Annotated in this window: 27 protein-coding genes; 23 read left to right on the top strand and 4 right to left on the bottom strand. The window is 68.8% G+C overall.

Annotated elements, in window-relative coordinates; genetic code table 11:
* The first annotated feature begins 143 nt into the window (after positions 1-143).
* Positions 144-686, top strand: coding sequence for an MOSC domain-containing protein (locus tag CAL11_RS17205; protein WP_086093622.1), 543 nt, complete (start codon positions 144-146; stop codon positions 684-686).
* A gap of 175 nt (positions 687-861) precedes the next feature.
* Positions 862-1926 carry a class II fructose-bisphosphate aldolase gene (gene fba / locus CAL11_RS17200; protein WP_015064288.1) on the top strand — a complete coding sequence of 355 codons (1065 nt, stop codon included), beginning with the start codon at positions 862-864 and terminating at the stop codon, positions 1924-1926.
* Between the two features lie 84 nt (positions 1927-2010).
* Here the strand turns inward: fba and CAL11_RS17195 are convergent, their stop codons facing one another.
* Positions 2011-2457, bottom strand: coding sequence for a GFA family protein (locus CAL11_RS17195; RefSeq protein ID WP_033464956.1), 447 nt, complete (start codon positions 2455-2457; stop codon positions 2011-2013).
* A gap of 227 nt (positions 2458-2684) precedes the next feature.
* On the opposite strand from CAL11_RS17195, the gene CAL11_RS17190 reads away from it, so the two are divergent.
* The 16 genes from CAL11_RS17190 (at position 2685) to CAL11_RS17120 (ending at position 15864) form a co-directional block, all read left to right on the top strand.
* Positions 2685-3566, top strand: coding sequence for a phosphoribosylaminoimidazolesuccinocarboxamide synthase (locus tag CAL11_RS17190; RefSeq protein ID WP_003809513.1), 882 nt, complete (start codon positions 2685-2687; stop codon positions 3564-3566).
* Between the two features lie 199 nt (positions 3567-3765).
* Positions 3766-4062 (top strand): type II toxin-antitoxin system MqsR family toxin, encoded by a 297-nt coding sequence (locus tag CAL11_RS17185; RefSeq protein ID WP_086093621.1) that lies wholly within the window; start codon positions 3766-3768, stop codon positions 4060-4062.
* Between the two features lie 2 nt (positions 4063-4064).
* Positions 4065-4466, top strand: a complete 402-nt coding sequence (locus CAL11_RS17180; protein ID WP_086093620.1) for a type II toxin-antitoxin system MqsA family antitoxin — start codon at positions 4065-4067, stop codon at positions 4464-4466.
* Positions 4467-4563: 97 nt separating this feature from the next.
* Positions 4564-4722 (top strand): DUF5993 family protein, encoded by a 159-nt coding sequence (locus CAL11_RS24400; protein ID WP_167382416.1) that lies wholly within the window; start codon positions 4564-4566, stop codon positions 4720-4722.
* A 7-nt stretch (positions 4723-4729) separates the two neighbouring features.
* The gene (locus CAL11_RS17175) at positions 4730-5209 is read left to right on the top strand and encodes a disulfide bond formation protein B (protein WP_086093619.1); all 480 of its coding nucleotides are present in this window, start codon (positions 4730-4732) and stop codon (positions 5207-5209) included.
* A gap of 134 nt (positions 5210-5343) precedes the next feature.
* Positions 5344-5859, top strand: a complete 516-nt coding sequence (gene purE, locus CAL11_RS17170) for a 5-(carboxyamino)imidazole ribonucleotide mutase (RefSeq protein ID WP_167382528.1) — start codon at positions 5344-5346, stop codon at positions 5857-5859.
* A gap of 2 nt (positions 5860-5861) precedes the next feature.
* Positions 5862-7052, top strand: a complete 1191-nt coding sequence (locus tag CAL11_RS17165; RefSeq protein ID WP_086093617.1) for a 5-(carboxyamino)imidazole ribonucleotide synthase — start codon at positions 5862-5864, stop codon at positions 7050-7052.
* A gap of 18 nt (positions 7053-7070) precedes the next feature.
* Complete coding sequence (locus CAL11_RS17160; RefSeq protein WP_086093616.1) at positions 7071-8108, top strand: L-threonylcarbamoyladenylate synthase; 1038 nt, start codon at positions 7071-7073, stop codon at positions 8106-8108.
* A 135-nt stretch (positions 8109-8243) separates the two neighbouring features.
* Positions 8244-9266, top strand: coding sequence for an amino acid ABC transporter substrate-binding protein (locus tag CAL11_RS17155; protein ID WP_086093615.1), 1023 nt, complete (start codon positions 8244-8246; stop codon positions 9264-9266).
* 91 nt (positions 9267-9357) lie between these two features.
* Entirely contained in the window at positions 9358-10194 is an 837-nt protein-coding gene (locus CAL11_RS17150; protein ID WP_086093614.1) for an IclR family transcriptional regulator, read from the top strand.
* Positions 10195-10386: 192 nt separating this feature from the next.
* The gene (locus CAL11_RS17145; protein WP_033464932.1) at positions 10387-11292 is read left to right on the top strand and encodes an arginase family protein; all 906 of its coding nucleotides are present in this window, start codon (positions 10387-10389) and stop codon (positions 11290-11292) included.
* 26 nt (positions 11293-11318) lie between these two features.
* Positions 11319-12110: an ABC transporter substrate-binding protein gene (locus tag CAL11_RS17140; protein WP_086093613.1), complete on the top strand. Its 792-nt coding sequence runs from the start codon at positions 11319-11321 to the stop codon at positions 12108-12110.
* A gap of 22 nt (positions 12111-12132) precedes the next feature.
* Positions 12133-12825 carry an amino acid ABC transporter permease gene (locus CAL11_RS17135; RefSeq protein ID WP_003809541.1) on the top strand — a complete coding sequence of 231 codons (693 nt, stop codon included), beginning with the start codon at positions 12133-12135 and terminating at the stop codon, positions 12823-12825.
* A gap of 21 nt (positions 12826-12846) precedes the next feature.
* Positions 12847-13599 carry an amino acid ABC transporter ATP-binding protein gene (locus CAL11_RS17130; RefSeq protein ID WP_086093612.1) on the top strand — a complete coding sequence of 251 codons (753 nt, stop codon included), beginning with the start codon at positions 12847-12849 and terminating at the stop codon, positions 13597-13599.
* Between the two features lie 128 nt (positions 13600-13727).
* On the top strand, positions 13728-15287 hold the full coding sequence (locus CAL11_RS17125; RefSeq protein WP_068925409.1) for an acetolactate synthase large subunit: 1560 nt from the start codon (positions 13728-13730) through the stop codon (positions 15285-15287).
* 133 nt (positions 15288-15420) lie between these two features.
* Positions 15421-15864 (top strand): MaoC family dehydratase, encoded by a 444-nt coding sequence (locus CAL11_RS17120; protein WP_033461376.1) that lies wholly within the window; start codon positions 15421-15423, stop codon positions 15862-15864.
* Positions 15865-16044: 180 nt separating this feature from the next.
* Here CAL11_RS17120 and CAL11_RS17115 read toward each other — a convergent pair whose 3' ends face one another.
* Both CAL11_RS17115 and CAL11_RS17110 read right to left on the bottom strand, forming a co-directional pair.
* A complete protein-coding gene (locus CAL11_RS17115) occupies positions 16045-17238 on the bottom strand; it encodes an acyl-CoA dehydrogenase (RefSeq protein ID WP_033461374.1) in 1194 nt (397 codons plus the stop codon).
* A 79-nt stretch (positions 17239-17317) separates the two neighbouring features.
* Complete coding sequence (locus tag CAL11_RS17110) at positions 17318-19015, bottom strand: thiamine pyrophosphate-binding protein (RefSeq protein ID WP_086093611.1); 1698 nt, start codon at positions 19013-19015, stop codon at positions 17318-17320.
* A gap of 156 nt (positions 19016-19171) precedes the next feature.
* On the opposite strand from CAL11_RS17110, the gene CAL11_RS17105 reads away from it, so the two are divergent.
* The 5 genes from CAL11_RS17105 to CAL11_RS17085 all read left to right on the top strand — a co-directional run bounded on the left by CAL11_RS17105 (position 19172) and on the right by CAL11_RS17085 (position 22692).
* The gene (locus tag CAL11_RS17105; RefSeq protein ID WP_033461370.1) at positions 19172-20059 is read left to right on the top strand and encodes a LysR substrate-binding domain-containing protein; all 888 of its coding nucleotides are present in this window, start codon (positions 19172-19174) and stop codon (positions 20057-20059) included.
* Positions 20060-20097: 38 nt separating this feature from the next.
* Positions 20098-21030 carry a site-specific tyrosine recombinase XerD gene (xerD, locus tag CAL11_RS17100; RefSeq protein WP_086094610.1) on the top strand — a complete coding sequence of 311 codons (933 nt, stop codon included), beginning with the start codon at positions 20098-20100 and terminating at the stop codon, positions 21028-21030.
* 13 nt (positions 21031-21043) lie between these two features.
* A complete protein-coding gene (gene ybaK, locus CAL11_RS17095; protein WP_086094611.1) occupies positions 21044-21532 on the top strand; it encodes a Cys-tRNA(Pro) deacylase in 489 nt (162 codons plus the stop codon).
* Between the two features lie 116 nt (positions 21533-21648).
* A complete protein-coding gene (locus CAL11_RS17090; RefSeq protein WP_033451572.1) occupies positions 21649-22227 on the top strand; it encodes a DJ-1/PfpI family protein in 579 nt (192 codons plus the stop codon).
* A gap of 96 nt (positions 22228-22323) precedes the next feature.
* Positions 22324-22692 (top strand): ribbon-helix-helix domain-containing protein, encoded by a 369-nt coding sequence (locus CAL11_RS17085; protein WP_033461365.1) that lies wholly within the window; start codon positions 22324-22326, stop codon positions 22690-22692.
* Between the two features lie 6 nt (positions 22693-22698).
* Here the strand turns inward: CAL11_RS17085 and pbpG are convergent, their stop codons facing one another.
* Entirely contained in the window at positions 22699-23796 is a 1098-nt protein-coding gene (pbpG, locus tag CAL11_RS17080) for a D-alanyl-D-alanine endopeptidase (RefSeq protein ID WP_086093610.1), read from the bottom strand.
* Positions 23797-23909: the final 113 nt, after the last annotated feature.

Below are 23909 nucleotides of genomic sequence, written 5' to 3'. Positions count from 1 at the left end.
CTGTCCCATTCATTTTCTCTATGCGGCGCCGCACAGCGGGGGGATGGTATCCGGCCCGCGCGGCCGCGCAAGCGGCTACCATGTGGGGCGGCCAGGGCGCGCAGGCGGTCCGGCCGTTGCGTTCATCCGTGCGAGGGGGCCCCATGACAGCCATCGTGACCGCCGTGTGCAGCAGCCCCGGCCATACGTTCAGCAAGCCCGTGCGCGAGGCCATTACGCTGGTGGCCGGCCTGGGCGTGGCGGGCGACGCGCACCACGGGGCGACGGTGCGGCACCGTTCCCGCGTGCGCGCCGATCCCGGCCAGCCCAATCTGCGGCAGGTGCACCTGATCCATGGCGAGCTGCACGACGCGCTGCAGCAGGCCGGCTTCAACGTGGCCGAGGGCACCCTGGGCGAGAACATCACCACGCGCGGCATCGACCTGCTGGCCCTGCCGCGCGACAGCCTGTTGCGCCTGGGCGGCCAGGCCATCTTGCGCATCACCGGCCTGCGCAATCCGTGCGTCCAGCTGGATCTCTACCAGCGCGGCCTGATGGCCGCCGTGCTGGAGCGCGACGCCGCCGGCGGGCTGGTGCGCAAGGCCGGCATCATGGCGGTGGTGGAGGCCGGCGGCGACGTGCGGGCAGGCGATCCGATCGAAGTCGTCCTGCCGCCGCCGCCGCATCATCGGCTCGATTGCGTCTAGGGTCCGCGGAACGGGGACCGGCGCGCCGTCCCGCGCTGATTGCGAAGGGATGTAACGGTCTTCCGGGGGAAGCCGGCGCAGGCGTTGCAAGACCTTTCTTTCAATCCCCCGTAAAATCATGTGGTTCAGCAGGCTTTAACCAATCCATCAATAAAGTACCTCAGGAGGTCTCCCCATGGCCCTAGTTTCCATGCGCCAATTGCTCGACCACGCCGCCGAGCACGGCTACGGCATTCCCGCTTTCAACGTCAACAACCTGGAGCAGGTCCAGGCCATCATGGAAGCCGCCGCCGAGACCGACAGCCCGGTGATCATGCAGGCTTCGGCCGGCGCCCGCAAATATGCCGGCGAAGGCTTCCTGAAATACCTCATCCAGGCCGCCGTCGAGTCGTACCCCCACATCCCGGTCGTCATGCACCAGGACCACGGCCAGTCGCCCGCGATTTGTCAGGGCGCCATCGACCTGGGCTTTTCCAGCGTGATGATGGACGGCTCGCTGAAAGAAGACGGCAAGACCATCGCCGACTACGACTACAACGTCGACGTCACCAAGAAAGTGGTGGACATGGCCCACAAGCTGGGCGTGACGGTCGAAGGCGAACTGGGTTGCCTGGGCTCGCTGGAAACCATGCAGGGCGACAAGGAAGACGGCCACGGCGCCGACGGCAAGCTGACCATGGAACAGCTGCTGACCGACCCCGAGCAGGCCGCCGATTTCGTGCGCCGCACCCAGCTCGACGCGCTGGCCATCGCCATCGGCACCAGCCACGGCGCCTACAAGTTCACCCGCAAGCCCACCGGGGACATCCTGTCGATCGCCCGCATCAAGGAAATCCACGCCCGCCTGCCCAACACCCACCTGGTGATGCACGGCAGCTCCAGCGTGCCGCAGGACCTGCTGGCCGAGATCCGCGAATTCGGCGGCGACATGAAGGAAACCTACGGCGTGCCGGTCGAGGAAATCCAGGAAGCCATCAAGTTCGGCGTGCGCAAGATCAACATCGACACCGACATCCGCCTGGCCATGACCGGCGCGGTCCGCCGCTTCTTCGCCGAGAACCCGAGCAAGTTCGATCCGCGCGAATACCTCAAGCCGGCCCGCGCCGCCGCCAAGGCGATCTGCGTGCAGCGCTACACCCAGTTCGGCACCGCCGGCAACGCCAGCAAGATCAAGCCGCTGCCGCTGGCCGACATGGCGCAGCAGTACGCTGCCGGCAAGCTGGCCCAGGTGGTGCAGTAAGGCGGCGATGGGCGCGGCGCATGGCGCCGCCCGTCGGCCTGGAAAACCGGACGCGCGAGCGTCCGGTTTTTTCATGGCCCCGCGCTACGACGGCGCGTTGCCCGCGAAGTGCGGGTGGGCGGTGTCGATGTCGTGCCAGGGCGGTGCCGAGGCCGTCCAGACCGTGAGCTGGTTGGCAAAGCGCGCAGGCTCGTCCAGCGCGCCGGCCCGTATTATGGTGTAGCCGGCGTCCTCGGTATGGCCGAACAGCGGCGTGCCGCAGTCGGCGCAGAAGCTGCGCATGACCCGGCGCCCCGCCGCGCTGCGGTAGTGGTACTCGCGCGGGGCGCCCCGTTCGAGGCGCAGCGCGCCGGCCGGCAGCAGCAGGGCATGCGCCGGGGCGCCGCCGCTCAGGTATTGGCATTCGCGGCAATGGCAGGTGGCGGCGGCCAGCAGCGGGCCGGTGGCGCGGAAGCGCACCGCCTGGCAAAGGCATCCGCCGGCATAGGTCTGGATGTCGGCCGGCGTGTCGGCGGCGGGGGCAGGGCTCATGGGATCGGGCGCTCCGTTGGACAGGGATGCCCCGAGGCTACCTGTCCCGGCCGTTCGCGTCGAGGGCGGGCCGGACAGGGCGGGGCCATTTGCAGTAACCTAGCGCCTGCGCGTGCCGCGCCCGCCGTCCTGGCTGCCTCGCGAGGCCGCCGCGGCACGCCCGTCATCGACGCTTCCTGCCCAGCCTCGCGCGGGCGGGAAGTTTTCTTTTTGCCATAGGCCATCCCGTGACTTCCGCTTTGCATGAATCCAGCATCAAGTCCCTGCCGCTCCTGGGGCGCGGCAAGGTGCGCGATATGTACGCCGTCGGCGACGACAAGCTGCTGATCGTGGCGTCCGACCGCATTTCGGCGTTCGACGTCATCCTCGATGATCCCATCCCCGGCAAGGGCCAGGTGCTCACCGAGCTGACCGACTTCTGGCTGCGCAAGCTGGCACACATCCTGCCCAACCACTCCACCGGCATCCAGCCCGAGGACGTGGTGGCGCCCGATGAAGTCGACCAGGTGCGCGGCCGCGCCGTGGTGGTCAAGCGCCTCAAGCCCATCCTGGTCGAGGCGGTGGCGCGCGGCTACCTGATCGGATCGGGCTGGAAGGACTACCAGGCCAGCGGCTCGGTGTGCGGCATCGCGCTGCCCGCCGGCCTGCAGCAGGCCAGCCAGTTGCCCGAGCCGATTTTCACGCCGGCCGCCAAGGCCGAGTTCGGCATGCACGACGAGAACGTCGATTTCGCCCACGTGGTCAAGGAAGTCGGCCAGGAAATGGCCGAGCGCATCCGCGACGTGACGCTGCGCCTGTACGGCGAGGCGGCGCGCTTTGCCGCCACCAAGGGCATCATCATCGCCGACACCAAGTTCGAATTCGGGCTGGACGACAACGGCACGCTGCACCTGATGGACGAAGTGCTCACGCCCGATTCGTCGCGCTTCTGGCCGGCCGACGGCTACCGGGTGGGCATCAGCCCGCCTTCGTTCGACAAGCAGTTCGTGCGCGACTGGCTGGAAACCCAGCCCTGGGACAAGACCCCGCCCGCGCCGCGCCTGCCGCGCGACGTGCTGGAAAAGACCGCCGCCAAGTACCGCGAAGCGCTCGACCGCCTGCTCGCCTGAGCACCGCCGGCGCCGCCCAGGCCCGCCGCCCTTCGGGGCGCGCGGGCTTTTTTCATTGGAGGCGCGGCGACAAAAAAGCCGGGATAAAAGCGTCGCGCCAGGGAGGCGGCGCAACCGTTGCGTCCGCACAATGGAGTTATCCGCGTCGGCGCGATCAATTAACCTACTTGCCAAAATTTTCTTTCCTGTTTAGCCTCGCATGGAAAAGGGAACACCGCACTGCAAGCTGCCGGCGCTCAAGGCGCTGGTCCATGCAGGCCAGGTCCGAGCCACGTTATCGGCCTTGTCCGGCGCGGCGGCGCTGGGGCTGGATTTCAACGCCATGATCGACATCGTGCTGGCGCTGACACCGCGGGATTTCCACAAAAGCATGACGACCCATGCCGACCATCGCATTTGGCAGGACGTCTATTGCCCAATGACAGTGATGGGCGCCGTCTACCTGAAGCTGACGGTCCTCGACGGCGTGCTGATCGTGTCGTTCAAGGAGTTGTGACCATGAAGTGTCCCGGATGCGGGGCGGCCGCGCTGGCGCGCGATACCCGCGACATGCCTTACAGCTACAAGGGCGAGGCCACCACGATCGCGGCGGTGACGGGCGACTGGTGTCCGGCATGCGGCGAGAGCGTGCTCGATGGCGTCGAGTCGGCGCGGGTGGGCGAGGCCATGCTGGCTTTCAACCGCCTGGTCAACGCCCGCCGCGTCGATCCCGGGTTCATCGTGCGGGTGCGCAGGAAGCTGGGGTTGGACCAGCGCGAAGCCGCGGCGCTCTTCGGTGGCGGCACCAATGCGTTCTCGCGTTACGAGAACGGCAAGACGCGCCCGCCGCTGGCGCTGGTGAAGCTGCTCAGGCTGCTGGATCGCCATCCGGAGCTGCTGGAGGAAGTCCGCGCGGATTGAGCCTTGCTACAGATTTATCGTGAATTATTTCGTATTGTTACGTTATACTCGCCCTTCATCCCATTAAGGCAAACGCGAGGGGAGCGACGAAATGCTCATGATGTTGCCATTTCTGAGCGGAGCACTGGCCGTCTGGTTCGGCATCCTGGGCAAGCGGCGGCCCTGCTTCACACTTTGGCTGGTGACGCTGGCGGTGTTCGCCGTGGGCGCGCACCGCTACATGACCGGCCCCTTGCCCTTGCCGCTGGCGCTCTGAATCCGCCATGATCTTCCTGCGCAATCCCGGCCGCGGCTCCCGCATCGTCAATACCCTGGTCCTGCTCGCGGTCAGCCTGCTGCTGCTGTCGGCGCTCGTGTGGCAGTGGCTCGAAGGGCAGGCGCCTTGTCCGCTGTGCCTGCTGCAGCGCGCGGCGCTGGTGCTGATCGGCGTCGGCCTGCTGCTGAACGTGCGCATGGGGCCGTCGCCGCTGCATTACGCCATGGTGCTGGCGCCCGCGCTGGGCGGGCTGGCCGCGGCGGGCTGGCAATTGCTGTCGCCGGATGCCGGCGCGGCGGCGCCGCCGTGGCAGGGTTGGGCCTTCCTGCTGTTCGGCGCCATGCTGGTGTACTGCACCCTGATGCTGGCCGCCGATCGCAAGTGGGGCGACAACGCCCTGAAAAAGCCGGTGGCGCTGCCCGGCGCCCTGGTGATGGGCCTGTTCCTGGTGGCGGTGCTGGCCAACGCCGCCGGCGTCGCCCTGTAGCGCGTGATCCCGGCCCCGCGCGGCGCGCCCGCGGGCGCGGGGATGACCATGCCGGCAGCCGCCTGCCGCGTCACGGTAAAATAGCCGATTCGCGGCCGCCTGGCGGGCCGTTCCATCCCTATTACATACCGGTTATGACGAGCAACTCTAGCGCATCGGGCGCGCCCCTGGTGGGCGTGATCATGGGATCTTCCAGCGACTGGGAGGTCATGAAGCACGCCGTGGCCATGCTGCGGGATTTCGGCGTGGCGCACGAGGCGCGCGTGATTTCGGCGCATCGCATGCCGCAGGACATGGCCGAGTATGGCGCGGCGGCGCGCGCGCGCGGGTTGCGCGCCATCATTGCCGGCGCCGGCGGCGCGGCCCACCTGCCCGGCATGATGGCCGCCCTGACCGAGGTGCCGGTATTCGGCGTGCCGGTTCCGTCCAGGTACCTGCGCGGCGAGGACTCGCTGCTTTCCATCGTGCAGATGCCCAAGGGCGTGCCGGTGGCCACCTTTGCCATCGGCGAGGCCGGCGCGGCCAACGCGGCGCTGCATGCCATCGCCACGCTGGCCACCACCGACGACGCCCTGCACGCCCGGTTGGTCGCGTTCCGCGCGCGGCAGACCGAAGCGGCGCGCGCCATGAAAGTGCCTCCCGAAGCCTGACCATGACGCAATCCTCCACGTTCGATCCCATTGCCCCCGGCGACTGGCTGGGCCTGTTGGGCGGCGGCCAGCTGGGCCGCATGTTCTGCCATGCGGCCCAGAGCCTGGGCTACAAGGTTGCCGTGCTCGATCCGGCCGACGAGTGCCCGGCCGGCATGGTGGCCGACCTGCACATCCAGGCCGCCTACGACGACGCCGACGGCCTGGCGCGCCTGGCCGCCCGCTGCCGGGCGGTGACCACCGAATTCGAGAACGTGCCGGCCGACAGCCTGCGCGCGCTGGCGGCGCGCTGCCGCGTCAGCCCCGCGGCCGACGCGGTGGCCGTGGTGCAGGACCGCATCGCCGAGAAGACCTTCATCGCCGGGCAGGGCATCGAGGTCGCCCCGCACGCGGCGATCCGCGCCCGCGAGGATCTGCTGGCCGCGCCGCAGGCGCTGTTTCCGGGCATCCTCAAGGTGGCGCGCCTGGGCTACGACGGCAAGGGGCAGGCGCGCATCGCCAGCCGCGACGAGGCGCTGGCCGCGTTCGACGAGTTCGGCGGCGTTCCCTGTGTGCTGGAAGCGCTGCTGCCGCTGGACTACGAAATCTCGGTGGTGATCGCGCGCGGCTTCGACGGCGCCAGCAGGGTGTTCCCGATCGCCCGCAACGTGCACCGCGACGGCATCCTGGCGGTGTCGTCGGTGACGCCGGGCGCGGCCGACGCCGGCCATGCGGCGCGCCAGGTCCAGGCCACGCAGGCGGCGCAGGCCATCGCGCAGGGCCTGGGCTACCATGGCGTGCTGTGCGTGGAGTTCTTCGTGCTGGGCGACGGCCGGCTGGTGGTCAACGAAATCGCGCCGCGGCCGCACAACAGCGGCCACTACACCATCGACGCCTGCATCACCAGCCAGTTCGAGCAGCAGGCCCGCGTCATGGCCGGGCTGCCGCTGGGCAGCGCCGACCTGCTGGCGCCGGCCGTGATGCTCAATATCCTGGGCGACGTGTGGTTCGAGCCGGGCGCGACCGCGCCGCGCGAACCCGACTGGTCCGCCGCGCTGGCGGTGCCGACCGCCAAGCTGCACCTGTACGGCAAGCGCGAGGCGCGCCGCGGCCGCAAGATGGGACACGTGACGATCGTGGCTGGCACGCCCGAACAGGCGCGCGACGACGCGGCGCGCGTGGCGCGCGCGCTGGGCATGGCCGCGCCGTTCTGACGCATTGATTCCCGCCCCATGACCGCCGCCGATCCCGCCGTCGCCCACGCCGCCGCCTGCCTGCTGGCCGGCGAGCTGGCGGCCTTTCCCACCGAAACCGTGTACGGCCTGGGCGCCGACGCCGAGAATCCGCAGGCGGTGGTGCGCATCTACGCCGCCAAGGGCCGGCCGTCGAACCACCCGGTCATCGTGCACATCGCCCCCGAAGGCGATGTCGATTACTGGGCCAGCGACGTGCCCGCGGCGGCGCGCCAGCTGATCCGGGCGTTCTGGCCCGGGCCGCTGACGCTCATCCTCAAGCGCGCGCCCCACATCGGGGCGGAGGTCAGCGGCGGCCAGGACAGCATCGGCATCCGTTGCCCTTCGCATCCCGTGGCGCAGGCGCTGCTGCGCGCCTTCGCGGCCGGCAAGCCCAACGGGCAGGGCGGGGTGGCGGCGCCGTCGGCCAATACGTTCGGCCATGTGTCGCCCACCCGGGCCGAGCATGTGCGCGCCGAATTCCCGCGCGAAGTCGCCGCCGGCATGCCGGTGCTCGATGGCGGCGACGCCGAGGTCGGCATCGAATCCACCATCATCGACCTGTCGCGGCTGGACCAGGGCGTGGGCCCGGTGCTGTTGCGGCCCGGCCATATCAGCGCGGCGCAGGTGGCTGCCGTACTGGGCATGCCGGTCGCGCGTCCGGACGCCGCGGCGCCGCGCGCCTCGGGCACCCTCAAGGCGCATTACGCGCCGCGCACGCCGCTGGAACTGCTCGACGCCGCGCAGTTGCCGCGCGTGCTGGCGGCCGCGCCCGCCGGCGCCCGCCAGGCGGTCGTGGCCCTGGCGCCGGCGCCCGCCGGCTTGCCCGCCGGCGCGCACTGGCGCATGGCGCCGGCCGAACCGGCGCGCTACGCGCAGGCGCTGTACGCATTGCTGCGCGAACTGGACGGGCAAGGCTATGCGCGCATCCTGGTCGAGCAGCCGCCGCGCTCGGGCGACTGGGACGCCGTCAACGACCGCATCGGCCGCGCCGCGGCCGCCTTTTCCCTCGATACCACCGACCTGCCCGGCACCTGAGCGGGCCGGGGGCGTAACTCCTGATTGCCGCGCCTGTCGGCCGGGCGTAATCTCACGCGGACCTGCCACACGCGGGCACCATCGCCGGATGGCCACGCACGAGGTCGGCCACGGCACTCACCAGGAGAAGCGGTTATGAAGCGGCACATAGCAATGGCGGCGGGCGCCCTGGCCCTGGCCCTGGGCGCCCAGGCGGCGCATGCCGGCCCCACGCTGGACGCGGTCAGGAAGAAAGGATTCGTCCAGTGCGGGCTGACCGACGGCGTCGCCGGGTTCAGCGCCACCAACAGCAAGGGCGAATGGGAAGGCATGGACGTCGACATCTGCCGCGCGGTCGCCGCCGCGGTGTTCGGCGACGCCGGCAAATTCAAGGGCACGGCGCTGTCCACCCAGCAGCGCTTCACCGCGCTGCAGTCGGGCGAGGTCGATGTGCTGCTGCGCACCGTGACGCTGACGCAGACGCGCGACACCTCGCTTGGCCTGGCGGCCGTGGCGGCCAGTTTCTACGACGGCCAGGGCGTGCTGGTGCGCAAGGCGCTGGGCGTGAAATCCGCCAAGGAGCTCAACGAGGCCACCATCTGCGTGCAGCCGGGCACCACCACCGAGCTCAACCTGGCCGACTGGTTCCGCGCCAACGGCATCACGTTCACGCCGGTGGTGATCGACAAGGTCACCGAGGTGGTGCGCGCGTTCGAGTCCGGCCGCTGCGACGCGTTCACCGACGACGCTTCCCAGCTGGCGGCGGTGCGCGCCACGCAAGTGGCCAAGCCCGACGATTTCGAGATCCTGCCCGAGCGCTTCTCGAAAGAGCCGCTCGGCCCCATGGTGCGCCAGGGCGACGAGAACTGGCTGGGCATCGTGCGCTGGACCCTGTTCGCGCTGATGGAGGCCGAGGAATACGGCATCACCCAGCAGAACGTCGACGAGATGCTCAAGAGCAAGAACCCCAACGTGCTGCGCATCCTGGGCGTGACGCCCGGCGCCGGCAAGAACATGGGGCTGGACGAGAAGTGGGCCTATAACGCCATCAAGGCGGTGGGCAACTACAGCCAGATCTTCGAGCGCAACGTCGGCAAGGACAGCCGGCTGGGCCTGCAGCGCGGCGTCAACGCGCTCTGGAGCCAGGGCGGCGCGATGTATCCCTGGCCGATACGCTGAGGCCGGGGCGGCGGGGCGGGCAAGATCGCCAAGCGATACGCCCGTCCCGGATTGCGGTACGCTATGCGCTTTCCGCCTCCTGCCCGCCGCCATGACCACCGTTGCACCTGAAGACTCGCCCCTGTTCGTGGCCGCGCTGGCGCGCGGCCTGACGCTGCTCGCGGCGTTCAGCGAAGGCCGCCCCGCCATGACGCTGCCCGAACTGGCCGAGGCGACAGGCCTGACCAAGAGCGCGGCGCAGCGCTTCGCGCACACGCTGTGGACGCTGGGCTACCTGCGCAAGAACCCGGACAGCAAGAAGTTCTCGCTGTCGCCGCAGTCGCTGCAACTGGGCATGCAGTACGCGCAGACCAGCCCCCTGGTGCTGGGCGGCAATCCGTTCCTGCACTCGCTGAACCGCACCAGCCAGGAGACCTGCAGCCTGGCCGAGCCCGACGGCCTGGACATGGTGTACGTGGCGCGTTTCGCCACCCACAAGCAGATGTTCGTGCATATGCCGGTGGGCATGCGCATCCCGATGTATTGCGCCGCCGCCGGCCGCGCCGTGCTGGCCCGGCTCGATCCCGACCGCGCGCGCCGCCTGCTGCAGCAAAGTCCGCGCGCGGCGCGCACCGCCACGACGCTGACCGACCTGGACGCCCTGATGGCCGAACTGGCGTTCACGCGCGAGCATGGCTATGCCCGCTCCAACGGCGAGTACTACCCCGGCGACATCACCATCAGCGCCGCCGTGCTGGACAACGCCGGCACCCCCGCCGGCTCGGTCAATATCTCGGTGCCGTCGAGCCGCTGGAGCTTCGAGGAAGCGCAGGCGGTTTTCGGCCCGCAAGTGCTGGAGACCGCGCATGCGATCAGCGCCTCGCGCACGCTGGGCGTGACGCCGCCGTTCTACCGGATGGCGCCGCCGTCCGCGCTCAATTCAGACTGAATAGCTCGGGTATTTGACGAGAAGGCAAGGGGAATACCCTAGCTTTCCGGATCTTTCGCGCGTTGATAATCTATTTGCGACATGATCGTATCGACAGTCGATACGACTGGTGTGAAATTATCTGATGGCGCAAGCCGGGAGCTCGTCGTGCAGCAGGGTACAGAAGCAGTGGTCCAGGCAGGTGGGGGATTCATGGGTGTGCCGGCGCGGCGCGGCGCCGGACAGGCCGCGCTGGCCTGCGTGCTGGGCATTCCGTTCGACTGCGGCACGCATCCTTTCCGGGTGGGCGCGCGCCAGGGGCCGGACGCGATACGCGAGCAATCGCGCCTGCTGCGTCCGTTCGACCTGGCGCGCCGCGCCGGGGTGGACAACCCGGTGGAGTTCCTGCGCCTGCTGGACCTGGGCAACGTGGCCTGCGTGCCGGGCGACCCGCAGGCCTCCTATCCGGCCATCGAGCAGGCCGTCGCGCAGGTGCTGCAAGCCGGCGCCATTCCCATCACCATGGGCGGCGACGGCGCGGTCACGCTGCCGCAGCTGCGCGCGGTGGCGCGCCGCTGGCCGGGCGTGGCCGTGCTGCATTTCGATTCGCACACCGACACCTATCCCATCGCCGGCTACAACACCGCCACTACGTTCACGCGCGCCGCCGAGGAAGGGCTGATCGACCTCTCGCACAGCTTCCATGTGGGCACGCGCGGCAATTCGTTCATGGGCGGCGTCATCGAATACGGCCGCGAGGTCGGCTACACGGTGATCCCGTACGACGACTTCGACCGCGACCAGGCCGGCACGCTGGCGCGCCTGCGCGGCCAATTGGGCGACCGGCCCGTGTACCTGTGCTTCGACATGGACATCTTCGATCCGTCCTGCGCGCCGGGGGTATGCACGCCGGAATGGGGCGGCCTCTCGCCCAAGGAGGGCCTGAACCTGCTGCGGGCCCTGAGCGGCCTGAACTTCGTCGCCTTCGACGTCAACACCGTATCGCCGCCGCAGGACGTGGGCGGCGCGACGGCGTTCCTGGCGGCCTCCGTGATGCAAGAATTCTGCGCCCTGGCCGCCGCGGCGGTACAGGCCTATCCGCAAGGGCGGCCGGACTGAGCCGCCACGCTACAAGGGGAATACACATGAAGATCAAAGCCGTTCTGGGCATCCTGGCGACCGTGGGCATGCTGGCGCACGCGGGTAGCGCCGCGGCCCGCACGCTGGACGACGTGCGCGCCGCCAAGTCCGTCAATGTCGTGACCACCGCGTCGGCGCCGCCGCACGGCTTCAAGAATCCGGCCAGCAACCAGCTCGAAGGCATCATGGTCGACGTGGGCGCCGCCGTCGCCAAGCACCTGGGCGTGGCCATGAGCCTGAAGGACGTGCCGTTCTCGGGCCTGATCCCCACGCTGACGTCCGGCCGCGCGGACGTCATGTCGGCGCCGTTGTTCGTCACGCCCGAGCGCGCCAAGGTGATCGATTTCTCGGCGCCCGTATACGAATGGGGCGAAGGCCTGGTGCTGCGCGAGCAGAATCCCGACGACATCAAGCGCTTCGAGGACCTGCAGGGCCGGCGCATCGGCGTGCTGGTGGATTCGGTGCAGTTCAACATGATCAAGGACATGCCGGACACCAAGGTCTCCACCTACCAGGACTACTCGACCCTGCTGGCCGATGTGCGCGCCGGCCGCATCGAGCTGGGCATCATCGATCCGCCCAGCATCATCTACCAGATCCGCACCAAGAAAATTCCCGGCGTGAAGCTGGCCACGCAGTACCAGCCGCAGAAAAAGTGGCACGTGGGCCTGGCGGTGCAGAAGGACAACAAGGCGCTGCTGGACGCGGTCAATGCCGCGCTGGCCGAGATGAAGCGCAATGGCGAACTGGCCGAGATCGGGCGCAAGTGGGGTGTGGCCGACCTCATCAGCAAATAAGCGCGCGCGGCAGGAGGCGACGATGAATCTGGAAACCTTGCGCATGTACCTGACGCCGCTGGCCGAGGGCACGATGTGGACGCTGGCGCTGTTCTTCTGTTCGGCGGTGCTGGCCGTCGCCCTGGGCCTGCTGGTCTGCCTGTGCCGCCTGTCCAAGTCGCGCGTGCTCAGCCGTGGCGCGCGCCTGTACATCGACATCATCCGGGGCACCCCGCTGCTGCTGCAGCTGTTCTACATCTACTACGGCATGCCGGAGCTGGGGGTGGTGATCAATGCGTTCGTGGCCGGCGTACTCGGCCTGACGCTGAACTTCGGCGCCTATCTGGCCGAGCTGTTTCGCAGCGGCATCCAGTCGGTCGACTCGGGCCAGTACGAGGCGGCGCGCGCGCTGGGCCTGAACAAGGTCGACCGCCTGCGCCGCGTGGTGCTGCCGCAGGCCGTGCGCACGGTGTTCCCGGCGCTGGGCAATTACGCGCTGGTGCTGATCAAGGAAACCTCGCTGGTGGCCGTGATCAGCGTGTACGAGCTGATGCGCGCCGGCGAAATGCTGGCGGGCGCCACCTTCCAGGCCCTGACGGTCTACACGATGGTCGGCGCCATTTACTTCGCCATGTGCAGCGTGCTGGCGCACCTGTTCCGCCGTTCGGAAAAGCGCCTGACGGTGCCCGGCTACTGGAGCGGGGCGGGCGAGAACCACGACATCTCCAAGGCATAGCGCATTAACAGGATCAGAACGATGGATGCATGCAACCAGCCCGCGCCGGTCATCACGCTGCGCGGCGTTTCGAAGTGGTACGGCGACTTCCAGGTGCTGAGGGATCTGGATCTCGATGTCTACCAGGGCGAACGGGTCATCCTGTGCGGCCCGTCGGGATCGGGCAAGTCCACCACCATCCGCCTGCTCAATCGCCTGGAAGAGCACGAGCAGGGCGAGATCGTGGTCAACGGCATCACGCTGGACGGCGAATTGCGCAATATCGAGCGCATCCGCGCCGACGTCGGCATGGTGTTCCAGCACTTCAACCTGTTCCCGCACCTGACGGTGCTGGAGAACTGCACCCTGGCGCCGATGCGCGTCAAGGGGCTGGACGAAGGCGAAGCGACGGAGCGCGCCATGCAGTTCCTCGAACGGGTGCGCATCGCGCAGTTGGCCGACAAGTATCCCGGGCAGCTGTCGGGCGGGCAGAAGCAGCGCGTGGCCATCGCGCGCGCGCTGTGCATGCAGCCGCGCATCATGCTGTTCGACGAGCCCACCTCGGCGCTGGATCCCGAGATGGTCAAGGAAGTGCTCGACACCATGGTCGAGCTGGCGCGCGACGGCATGACCATGATCTGCGTCACGCACGAGATGGGCTTCGCCCGCGAGGTCGGCGACCGGGTCGTGTTCATGGATGCCGGCAGCATTGTCGAGTCCGACACGCCCGAGCGCTTCTTCAGCGCGCCGCGCAGCGGCCGGGCGCAGGCGTTCCTGGGACAGATCCTGGGTTGAGCCCGGCCTGCCGCGCGCGCCCGCGCGGCAGTGGTTCCATGGCCGGGGCGGCAAATGGTTCTAGCCCCTGGCGCGCTCTATGCCTATGATGTCCCTCTTCCCATTGACCCTTTTTCTCTGCGTAGACTATGAACGGCGCCGACAGCCTTTGCGACACACTGCTTGCCAATGACATCGATGTCTGTTTTGCCAATCCCGGCACGTCCGAAATGCACTTCGTGGCCGCGCTGGATCGCAAGCCGCGCATGCGCTGCGTGCTCGGGCTGTTCGAAGGGGTCGTGACCGGCGCCGCCGACGGCTACGCGCGCATGGCCGACAAGCCGGCGGCAACGCTGCTGCACCTGGGGCCCGGCCTGGGCAACGGGCTGGCCAACCTGCACAACGCCAAGCGCGCCCGTACGCCCATGGTCAACGTGGTGGGCGACCATGCCACCTACCACGTGCAGTACGACGCGCCGCTGACCAGCGACGTCGAGGCCGTGGCGCAGCCCATGTCGCACTGGGTGGGGCGCATCCGCGACGCCGCCTCGGTGGCCGCGCAGACCAGCGAGGCCATCCAGGTGGCGCGCCAGGAGCCGGGCAACGTGTCAACCCTGATCCTGCCGGCCGACGCCGCCTGGACCGACCTGCCCGACGATACGCCGGCGCCGCAGCCGGTGCGCCAGGCGCCGCAGGCGCAGGCCGACGCCCAGGCCATCCGTGCCGCCGCCCAGGCCATCCGCAGCGGCCAGGCCACCACGCTGCTGCTGGGCGGGGACGCGCTGCGCGGCCGCGCGCTGGCCGCCGCCGGCCGTATCGCCCACGCCACCGGCGTGCGGCTGGCCGCCGAAACCTCCAGCCGCCGCACCGAGCGCGGCGCCAATCGTCCGCCCGTGGCGCGCCTGCCGTACCCGGTCGACCTGGCCGTGGCCTTTCTCAAGGACGTGCGCCACCTGATCCTGGTCGGCTCGCGCTCGCCGGTGGCCTTTTTCGCCTACCCGGGCAAGCCCAGCCTGCTGGCGCCGCAGGAGTGCGACCAGATCGTGCTGGCCGAACCGGCGCAGGACCTGCACCACGCGCTGGAATGGCTGGCCGACGAGCTGGGCATTCCCGCCGATGCGCCGCAGACCCGGCCGGCCGCGTTGACCGAGGCCGTGCCCGCCGAGGGCCGCCTGACCAGCGCGGCCGTCAACCGCGTGGCGGCCGCGCTGCTGCCGGAGAACGCCATCGTCTGCGACGAATCGATCACCCAGGGGCGCGAGTTCAGCATCTACAGCGTGCATTCCGCGCCGCACGACTGGCTGCAGCTGACCGGCGGCGCCATCGGCATCGGCCTGCCGCTGGCCACCGGCGCGGCCGTGGCCTGCCCGGACCGCAAGGTCGTGCTGCTGCAGGCCGACGGCAGCGGCATGTACACGGTGCAGGCGCTGTGGACGCAGGCGCGCGAACGCCTGGACTGCCTGACCATCATCTACGCCAACCGTACCTATGCCACGCTGCATGGCGAAATGAAGAACGTCGGCGTGACCCAGCCGGGCGAGAACGCCAAGCGCATGCTGGACCTGGTCGATCCCCACATCGATTGGGTGCAGGTTTCGCAGGGCCTGGGCGTGGAAGCCGTGCGGGTCGATACGGTCGAAGGCTTTACCCAGGCCATGCGCGCGGCGCTGGCCCGCAAGGGGCCCTTCCTGATCGAAGCCGTGATCTGATCCGCGCATCGCGCCCGGCACGCCGGGCGCGATGCCGCCGCGCAACACGCGGGCGGCGCGTTTGGTCTATCCTGCTGCATTGGCGCGGCATGGCAGCCACGGGCTGCCCGCTGCCTTTCAGCAAGGACGTTCCATGAAATTCGCAGATCTGCGTGCCGGTATGGTGATCACAGGCGGCCCGCTCCAGGTTACCGAGGCAGAGATCCTGGAGTTCGCGCGCAAGTTCGATCCCCAATGGTTCCACACCGACGTCCAGCGCGCCGCCGAAGGCCGCTGGGGCGGCCTGATCGCCAGCGGCTGGCATACCTGCGCGCTGGCCATGCGCATGGCGGTCGACGCCATCCTGCACGACTCCGAATCGTTCGGTTCGCCCGGCCTGGGCGAAGTCAGCTGGCGCGTGCCGGTGCGTCCCGGCGACACCCTGACGCTGCACGCACGCGTGCAGGGCGCGCGCGTTTCCGCTTCGCGCAACGACCTGGGCATCGTCAACTGGGCCTGGGTGGTGGACAACCAGCACGGCGAAACCGTGCTCGAACTCGACGCCACCAGCCTGTTCGACCTAAGCGGGGATGCATAGCGGGGCAGGTGAAAGCCGGCCGGTGCCGGTCCCTGCGTGAAACGGGAACTGAACTCTGCGGCAGCGTGTGCCAGTCCCCCTGCGGGGACAGGCACGCGCCGGTGCCTGTCCGCTTGCGGGGGCAGGCACGCGTAGAAGTTTGCCGGTGCCTGTCTCCCTGCGGGGACAGGCACGCGGGGTTTAGTAGAAGGCCTGCAGTCCGGTCTGGGCGCGGCCGAGGATGAGGGCGTGCACGTCGTGCGTGCCCTCGTAGGTGTTGACGACTTCGAGGTTGACCAGGTGGCGGGCGACGCCGAATTCGTCCGAGATGCCGTTGCCGCCGAGCATGTCGCGCGCCAGGCGGGCGATGTCCAGCGCCTTGCCGCACGAGTTGCGCTTCATGATCGAGGTGATCTCGACCGCGGCGGTGCCTTCGTCTTTCATGCGGCCCAGGCGCAGGCAGCCTTGCAGGCCCAGCGTGATCTCGGTCTGCATGTCGGCCAGTTTCTTCTGGATCAGCTGGTTGGCGGCCAGCGGGCGGCCGAACTGCTTGCGGTCCATGGTGTACTGGCGGGCGGTGTGCCAGCAGGCCTCGGCCGCGCCCAGCGCGCCCCAGGCGATGCCGTAGCGGGCCGAGTTCAGGCAGGTGAACGGGCCCTTCAGGCCGGAGACGCCAGGCATCATCTGCTCTTCGGACACTTCCACTTCGTCCATCACGATTTCGCCGGTGATGGAGGCGCGCAGGCCTACCTTGCCATGGATGGCGGGCGCTGACAGGCCCTTCATGCCTTTTTCCAGGATGAAGCCGCGGATCTTGCCGTCGAAGTCGCCGCCCACGCACTTGGCCCACACCACGAACACGTCGGCGATGGGCGAGTTGGTGATCCACATCTTGTTGCCGGTCAGCTTGTACCCGTCGGGCGTCTTGGTGGCGCGGGTTTCCATGCCGCCGGGGTCCGAACCATGGTTGGGCTCGGTCAGGCCGAAGCAGCCGATCCACTCGCCGGCGGCCAGCTTGGGCAGGTACTTGCGCTTTTGCGCTTCGCTGCCGAATTCATTGATGGGCACCATCACCAGCGAGGACTGCACGCTCATCATCGAGCGGTAGCCGGAGTCGATGCGTTCGACTTCGCGCGCGATCAGGCCGTAGCAGACGTAGTTCAGGCCGGCGCCGCCGTATTCGGTGGGGATGGTGGCGCCCAGCAGGCCCAGCTCGCCCATTTCGGCGAAGATGGCGGGGTCGGTCTTTTCGTGGCGGAAGGCTTCCAGCACGCGCGGCGCCAGCTTGTCTTGCGAGTAGGCCACGGCGGCGTCGCGCACCATGCGCTCTTCTTCGGTCAGTTGCTGGTCGAGCAACAGGGGATCTTGCCAGTGGAACGAGGGCATCGAGGACATGCGGGTACTCCAGTGTAGATACGAAAAACTCAAATCCGGATCGTGGATATGCGGGCGCGGCAGTGCCGCGCCCGCACGCTTACTGTGCCTTGAGCGCCGCGGCGCGGATTTTCTCCAGCGTGGTCGACGGCGTAATGGTTTCCGGGTCGATCAGGCAGTGCAGGATGGCGGGCTTGCCGCTGGCCAGCGCGCGCTCGAAGGCCGGCGCGAACTGCGCGGTGGTCTCGACGCGTTCGCCGTGGCCGCCGAAGGCGCGGGCGTATTCGGCGAAGTCGGGGTTCTTCAGGCTCGTGGCCGAAATGCGGCCGGGGTAGTGCTTTTCCTGGTGCATGCGGATCGTGCCGTACATGCCGTTGTCGATCAGCACGACCACGATGGGCAGGTCGTACTGCACCGCCGTGGCGAATTCCTGGCCATGCATCAGGAAGCAGCCGTCGCCGGCGAAGCAGACCACGGTTTTCTGCGGCCAGATGCGCTTGGCGCCCACCGCGGCGGGCAGGCCATAGCCCATCGAGCCGGAGGTCGGGGCCAATTGGGTGCCGTAGCGCGTGTAACGGTGGAAACGGTGCAGCCAGGTGGCGTAGTTGCCCGCGCCGTTGGCCATGATGGCGTCGGCGGGCAAGGTCTTTTCCAGGTACGCCATCACTTCGCCCAGTTGCAGCGCGCCGGGCGTGCGGATGGCCTCGGGGTCGCTCCATTGCAGGTAGCTCGCGCGCATGGCCTGCGTGTCGTCGGCCCAGACCGGCTGGCCCGACGGTCCGTCCGCTTGCGCCAGCGCGGCGCAGAATGCCGCCGGCGAGGTATTGATCGCCAGGTTGGCGCGGTAGACGCGGCCCAGCTCGGCGCTGTCGGGATGCACGTGCACCAGCTTCTGGCGCGGCACCGGAATGTCCAGCAGGGTATAGGCCTGGCTGGGGTTTTCGGACATGCGCCCACCCACCATCAGCACCAGGTCGGCCTCTTCGATGCGCTTGAGCAGCGCGGGGTTGATGCCCAGCCCGACGTCGCCGATGAAACAGGGGTGGTCGGCCGGGAACAGCATCTGGCGTCGGAACGACACCGCGGTCGGCAAGGCGTGGCGCTGCGCGAAATCGGCGAACTGCTGCACCGCCTGGGCATTCCAGCGCGAACCGCCCAGGATCGCCACCGGCGCCCTGGCCTGCGCCAGCATCTGCGCGAGCTGGTCCATCTGGCCGGCGGCCGGCGCGGCGTCGATCACCTCGTAGCGCGGCGCATCGGGCACGCTGGCGGTTTCAACCAGGACGTCCTCGGGCAGGGCGATGACCACGGGCCCCGGGCGTCCGGAGGTGGCCACGTGGAAGGCGCGCGAAATCAGTTCGGGAATGCGCTCGACCTGGTCGATTTCGGTCACCCACTTGGCCTGGGTGCCGAACACGGCGCGATAGTCCATTTCCTGGAAGGCTTCGCGCTCGCGCATGCCGCGCTCGATCTGGCCCACGAACAGGATCATGGGCGTGGAGTCCTGCTTGGCGATGTGCACGCCGGCCAGCGCGTTGGAGGCGCCGGGGCCGCGCGTGACCATACAGATGCCCGGCTCGCCGGTCAGCTTGCCGTGGGCGTCGGCCATCATGGCCGCGCCGCCTTCCTGGCGGCACACGGTGACGTCGATGCTGGCGTCGTGCAGGCCGTCGAGCACGGCCAGGTAGCTTTCGCCCGGCACGCAGAACACATGCTTGACGCCATGGGCGGCCAGCTGGTCGACCAGGATATGGCCGCCGAGGCGGGATGCAGGAGTGGAGTGGTTAGCAGTAGTCATGGATTAGCCGGGGTGTGATCGCTGAGCATAGTGTTCCTCACTTGCACAAAGCAATTGATAAAATTGCACAATCTATTGACGTGCCGGAAAGTTGTGCGTGCTGCATTGCACCAAGCGCCGGCCTTTTGCGAAGACCGGCTTCCAGGACAGAGCCCGATGCGTAACGGTATCCCTAATTTGAGCGCCTTGCAGGCGTTCGAGGCCACGGCGCGGCTGGGCAGCTTCTCGCGCGCCGCCGAAGAGCTGTCGCTGACGCACAGCGCGGTCTATCGCCAGGTGGCCAGCCTGGAGGACCGCCTGGGCGTGCAGCTGTTCACGCGCGTACGCCGCCGCATCGTGCTGACCGACCATGGCGCCGAGTATGCCGGCCGCATCCGCCACCACCTGGACCAGATCGAGAAGGACACGTTCGGGCTGGTCAGCCGCACCGGCATGGGACGCAGCATCCATATTGCGGTGGTGCCCACGCTGGCCACCACCTGGCTGATTCCCCGCCTGGCCGATTTCCAGCGCGTCCAGCCCGACATCACCGTGAGCCTGTCGGTGCGCACGCTGCCGTTCCAGTTCAAGGACCAGCCCTTCGACGGCGCGCTCTACCATGGCGACGGCATCTGGCCGGGCACCCAGGGCGTGCTGCTGTTTCCCGAGCGCGAGCTGGTGCCGGTGTGCGCGCCGGAACTGGCCGAGCGCGCGCGCGGGGGCGACGACGGCGCGCTGGGCGGCATGACGCACCTGCACCTGTATTCGCGTCCCGACGCCTGGCGCCAGTGGTACGGCGCCAACCAGCACTCCTACGGGCCGCAGGCGGCCGGCGGCCCGCGCTACGATCTGTTCACCATGATGCTGGCCGCCGTGCAGGCCGGGCTGGGCGTGGGGCTGATGCCGCGCTTCCTGGTGCAGGATGCGCTGGACGCCGGCACGCTGGTGATGCCCGTGCCGCAGGCGCTGTCGGTCAGCCAGGGCTACTACTTCGGCTATCCGCAGCGCAGCGAGCGCTCCGGCGCGCTCAAGGCCTTCGAGGTGTGGCTCAAGAGCGCGGCATGACGCCGCCGGCCCGGATGCGCCCTGCGTACAATGCCGCCATGAGTTCCTCCGCCCCGCTGGCCTCGCAGGCTGACCTCGACGCTTTCATCGACGCCGTCTGGCTGGAGGACGGCCTGGCCGCCAACACGCTGGCGGCCTATCGGCGCGACCTGAGCGCGTTCGCGCAATGGCTGGAGAACCCCGCCTGCCATCCGGGCCTGGCCACCGGCGCCAGCCTGCGCGAGGCGGGCAAGGGCGACATCGAAGCCTGGTTCGCGGCGCGCCACGCCGAAAGCCGCGCCACCACGGCCAACCGGCGGCTGGCGGCGCTGCGGCGCTTCTATGCCTGGGCATTGCGCGAACGCCTGATTCCGGGCGATCCCTGCCTGACGCTGGTCACCGCCAAGCAGCCGCCGCGCCTGCCCAAGACCCTGTCCGAGGCGCAGGTCGAGGCGCTGCTGCAGGCGCCGGACCTCGATACCGCGCGCGGCCTGCGCGACCGCGCCATGCTCGAAACCCTGTACGCCACCGGATTGCGAGTGTCCGAACTGGTCTCGGTCAAGGCGCTGGATGTCAGCCTCAACGAGGGCGTGGTGCGGGTCGTCATGGGCAAGGGCGGCAAGGACCGGCTGGTGCCGCTGGGCGCGGAGGCCGCGCACTGGATCGAGCGCTATGCCGGCGGCGCCCGCCCCGAACTGCTGGGCGCGCGCGTGGCCGACGCGCTGTTCGTGACGGCGCGCGCCGAGCCGATGTCGCGCCAGGCCTTCTGGCAACTCGTCAGGAAATACGCGCTGGCGGCCGACATCCATGCGCCGCTGTCGCCCCACGTGCTGCGCCATGCGTTCGCCACGCATCTGCTCAATCACGGCGCCGACCTGCGCGTGGTGCAGATGCTGCTGGGCCATGCCGATATTTCCACCACCCAGATCTACACGCATGTGGCGCGCGAACGCCTGAAGGCGCTGCATGCTGCCCATCACCCGCGCGCCTGAGCGCCCATCCGCCATGAGCAAGAACCGCCACGTCTCCGAAACGCCCGCCACCCAGTTGCTGCGCCAGCGCAAGGTGGCGTTCACCGAACACACCTACGATTATGTCGACCATGGCGGCGCCGGCGAGGCGGCTCGCCAGCTCGGCCTGGACCCGCACGCCGTGGTCAAGACGCTCATCATGGAAGACGAGGGCGGCCATCCGCTGGTGGTGCTGATGCATGGCGACCGCGAGGTTTCCACCAAGAACCTGGCGCGCCAGGCCGGCCTGAAAAAGGTCGCGCCTTGCCAGCCCGAGGTCGCGCAGCGCCATTCCGGCTACCAGGTCGGCGGCACCTCGCCTTTCGGCACGCGCAAGCGCATGCCGGTGTGGGTCGAGGCCGGCGTGCTGGATTTTCCGCAGGTCTATGTCAACGGCGGGCGCCGCGGCTACCTGGTGGGCATCGCGCCGCAGGCGCTGGTCGACCTGCTGGGCGCGCGCGCCGTGCAGGTGGCCTTGCCGTAACGGCGCCGCATCCGGCGCGGTAGCCCCTTACCACCCGCGCCGGCGCGCGCGCGTCCACAATCGTCATGACCAGGCCGGCGCGCCACGGCGGCCGGCTCCTTTCCATGGAGACGACGATGAGCAAGAAGCTGCTGATGCTGGTGGGCGATTACGCCGAAGACTATGAAACCATGGTGCCGTTCCAGACGCTGCTGGCGGTCGGGCACACGGTGCATGCCGTCTGCCCCGACAAGAAGGCGGGCGATACGGTCGCCACGGCTATCCACGACTTCGAGGGCGCGCAGACCTACAGCGAAAAGCGCGGCCACAATTTCACCCTCAACCATGACTTCGCCAAGGTCGAGCCGCAGCACTACGACGGCCTGGTGATCCCGGGGGGCAGGGCGCCCGAGTACCTGCGCCTGGACGAGCGGGTGCTGGACATCGTGCGCCACTTCGACCAGGCCGGCAAACCCATCGCCGCCGTCTGCCACGGCGCGCAATTGCTGGCCGCCGCCGGCATCCTGAAGGGCCGCACCTGCTCGGCCTATCCGGCCTGCGCGCCCGAAGTGCGCCTGGCCGGCGGGACCTACGCCGAGATCGGCATCGACCAGGCCCATACCGACGGCAATCTGGTCACCGCGCCGGCATGGCCCGCGCATCCGGCGTGGCTGGCGCAATTCCTGGCGGTGCTGGGCACCCGCATCTCGCACTGACCCCAATACGGCCACCGGCCGGCGCGCGCTTGTCGCGCGCCGGCCGGTGGCCGTACAGTGGGGGTGTCATGCACCAGCCGCGTGCCGGAGATCCTCATGTGCGAAATCTTCATCCGCGCCAACCAGCGCTCGTATTCCCTGCAGGCCCGCTCGCTGCGCTTGCACGGGGTGGCCACCAGCGTGCGGCTGGAACAATTGTTCTGGGACGTGCTGGAGGAAATCGCCGCGCGCGACGGCATGCGCGTCACGCAGCTGATCGAGCGGCTGTACGACGAGCTGGTGCAGTATCGCGGCGAGGCCGCCAATTTCACGTCGTTTCTGCGGGTGTGCTGTCTGCGCTACCAGGTGCTGCAGGCCGAGGGCCGCATTCCGGCCGATGCCGCGGTGCCGATCGGTTCGCTGGATGCGCAGGCCGTGTTGCGCGGCCTGCCGGCCAACCTCTACGACAGCCGGCCGCTGGGCTAGCCGTATTCAGAGCATCGCCACGTCGTTCTGCACGATGCGGCGTATGCGCACGGCATCGCCGATGCGCGACAGCTTGCCTTGCGAATCCAGCAGCACGATGGCCATGTCGCGGCCATTGATGCGCGCCAGCATCACCAGGCATTCGCCGGCCTCGTTGATGAAGCCGGTCTTCGAGACCTTGATGTCCCAGTCGGGCTTGCGCACCAGCAGGTTGGTGTTGCGGAACGTCTGGGTGCGGTTGTTGATCTCGACCTCGTACTCGGTGTCGGTCGAGTAGCGGTGGATCAGCGGGCGCTGCGAGGCGGCGCGCAGCATGCGGGCCAGGTCGCGCGGCGAGGACACGTTCTCGCTCGACAGGCCGGTGGGCTCGACGAAACGCGTGTTCAGCATGCCCAGCGAACGCGCCTTGGCGTTCATGGCGGCGACGAAGGCCGGCATGCCGCCCGGATAGTTGCGTCCCAGCGCGTGGGCGGCGCGGTTTTCCGAGGACATCAGCGCCAGGTGCAGCATGTCGCCGCGGCTGAGCACGGTACCCACGCGCAGGCGCGAAGTGGTGTGCTTGAGCGTATCGACATCATCGTCGGTGATCTCGATCATCTCGTCCATCGGCAGGTTGGCGTCCACCACCACCAGGGCCGTCATCAGCTTGGAGATCGAGGCGATCGGGCGCACCACGTTTTCGTTCTTGGCGAACAGCACCGTGGAGGTTTCCAGGTCCTGTACGTAGGCGGTGCTCGAGCGCAGCGCGGCCGCTTCGGCGGCCGGGGAGGCCGCCGCCGGCGGCATGGCGGCGGTGGCCGCGGCGCTGGCGCGCGCCGCGGTGCGCGTGCGGGCGCGGATGGACGATTTGCGCGTGCTGCCCTTCTTGGCGGTGGCGGCTTTCTTCTTGGCGGTGCTCGTGGATTTCTTGCTGGAGGCGGTCTTGGCGGGGGCTTTCTTGGCCGAGGTCTTCTTGGCCTGCTGGGACTTGCAGGCGGCCGACTTGGCGTTGGTCCTGCACGGGTCGGCCTTGGCGGCGTGCGCGGCGTAGGGAAGCAGCGCGCCTATCGCCAGCGCCAGGGGCGCCAATGCTCTCGCTACCGCGCGCGTCCAGTGAAATGCCATGATGTAAGCAGACCTTGTCTGGCTGTATTGAATTGTTGCAATCGCCGGATTGGGCCGGGGCGGAAAAAATCCAGGCGAATTATGGGGTTACGCGCCAAATTTAAACAGCAATT

The organism is Bordetella genomosp. 6 (assembly GCF_002119705.1).
GTDB lineage: Bacteria > Pseudomonadota > Gammaproteobacteria > Burkholderiales > Burkholderiaceae_B > Bordetella > Bordetella bronchiseptica_F.
This window is presented reverse-complemented; position numbering and strand designations above follow the sequence as displayed.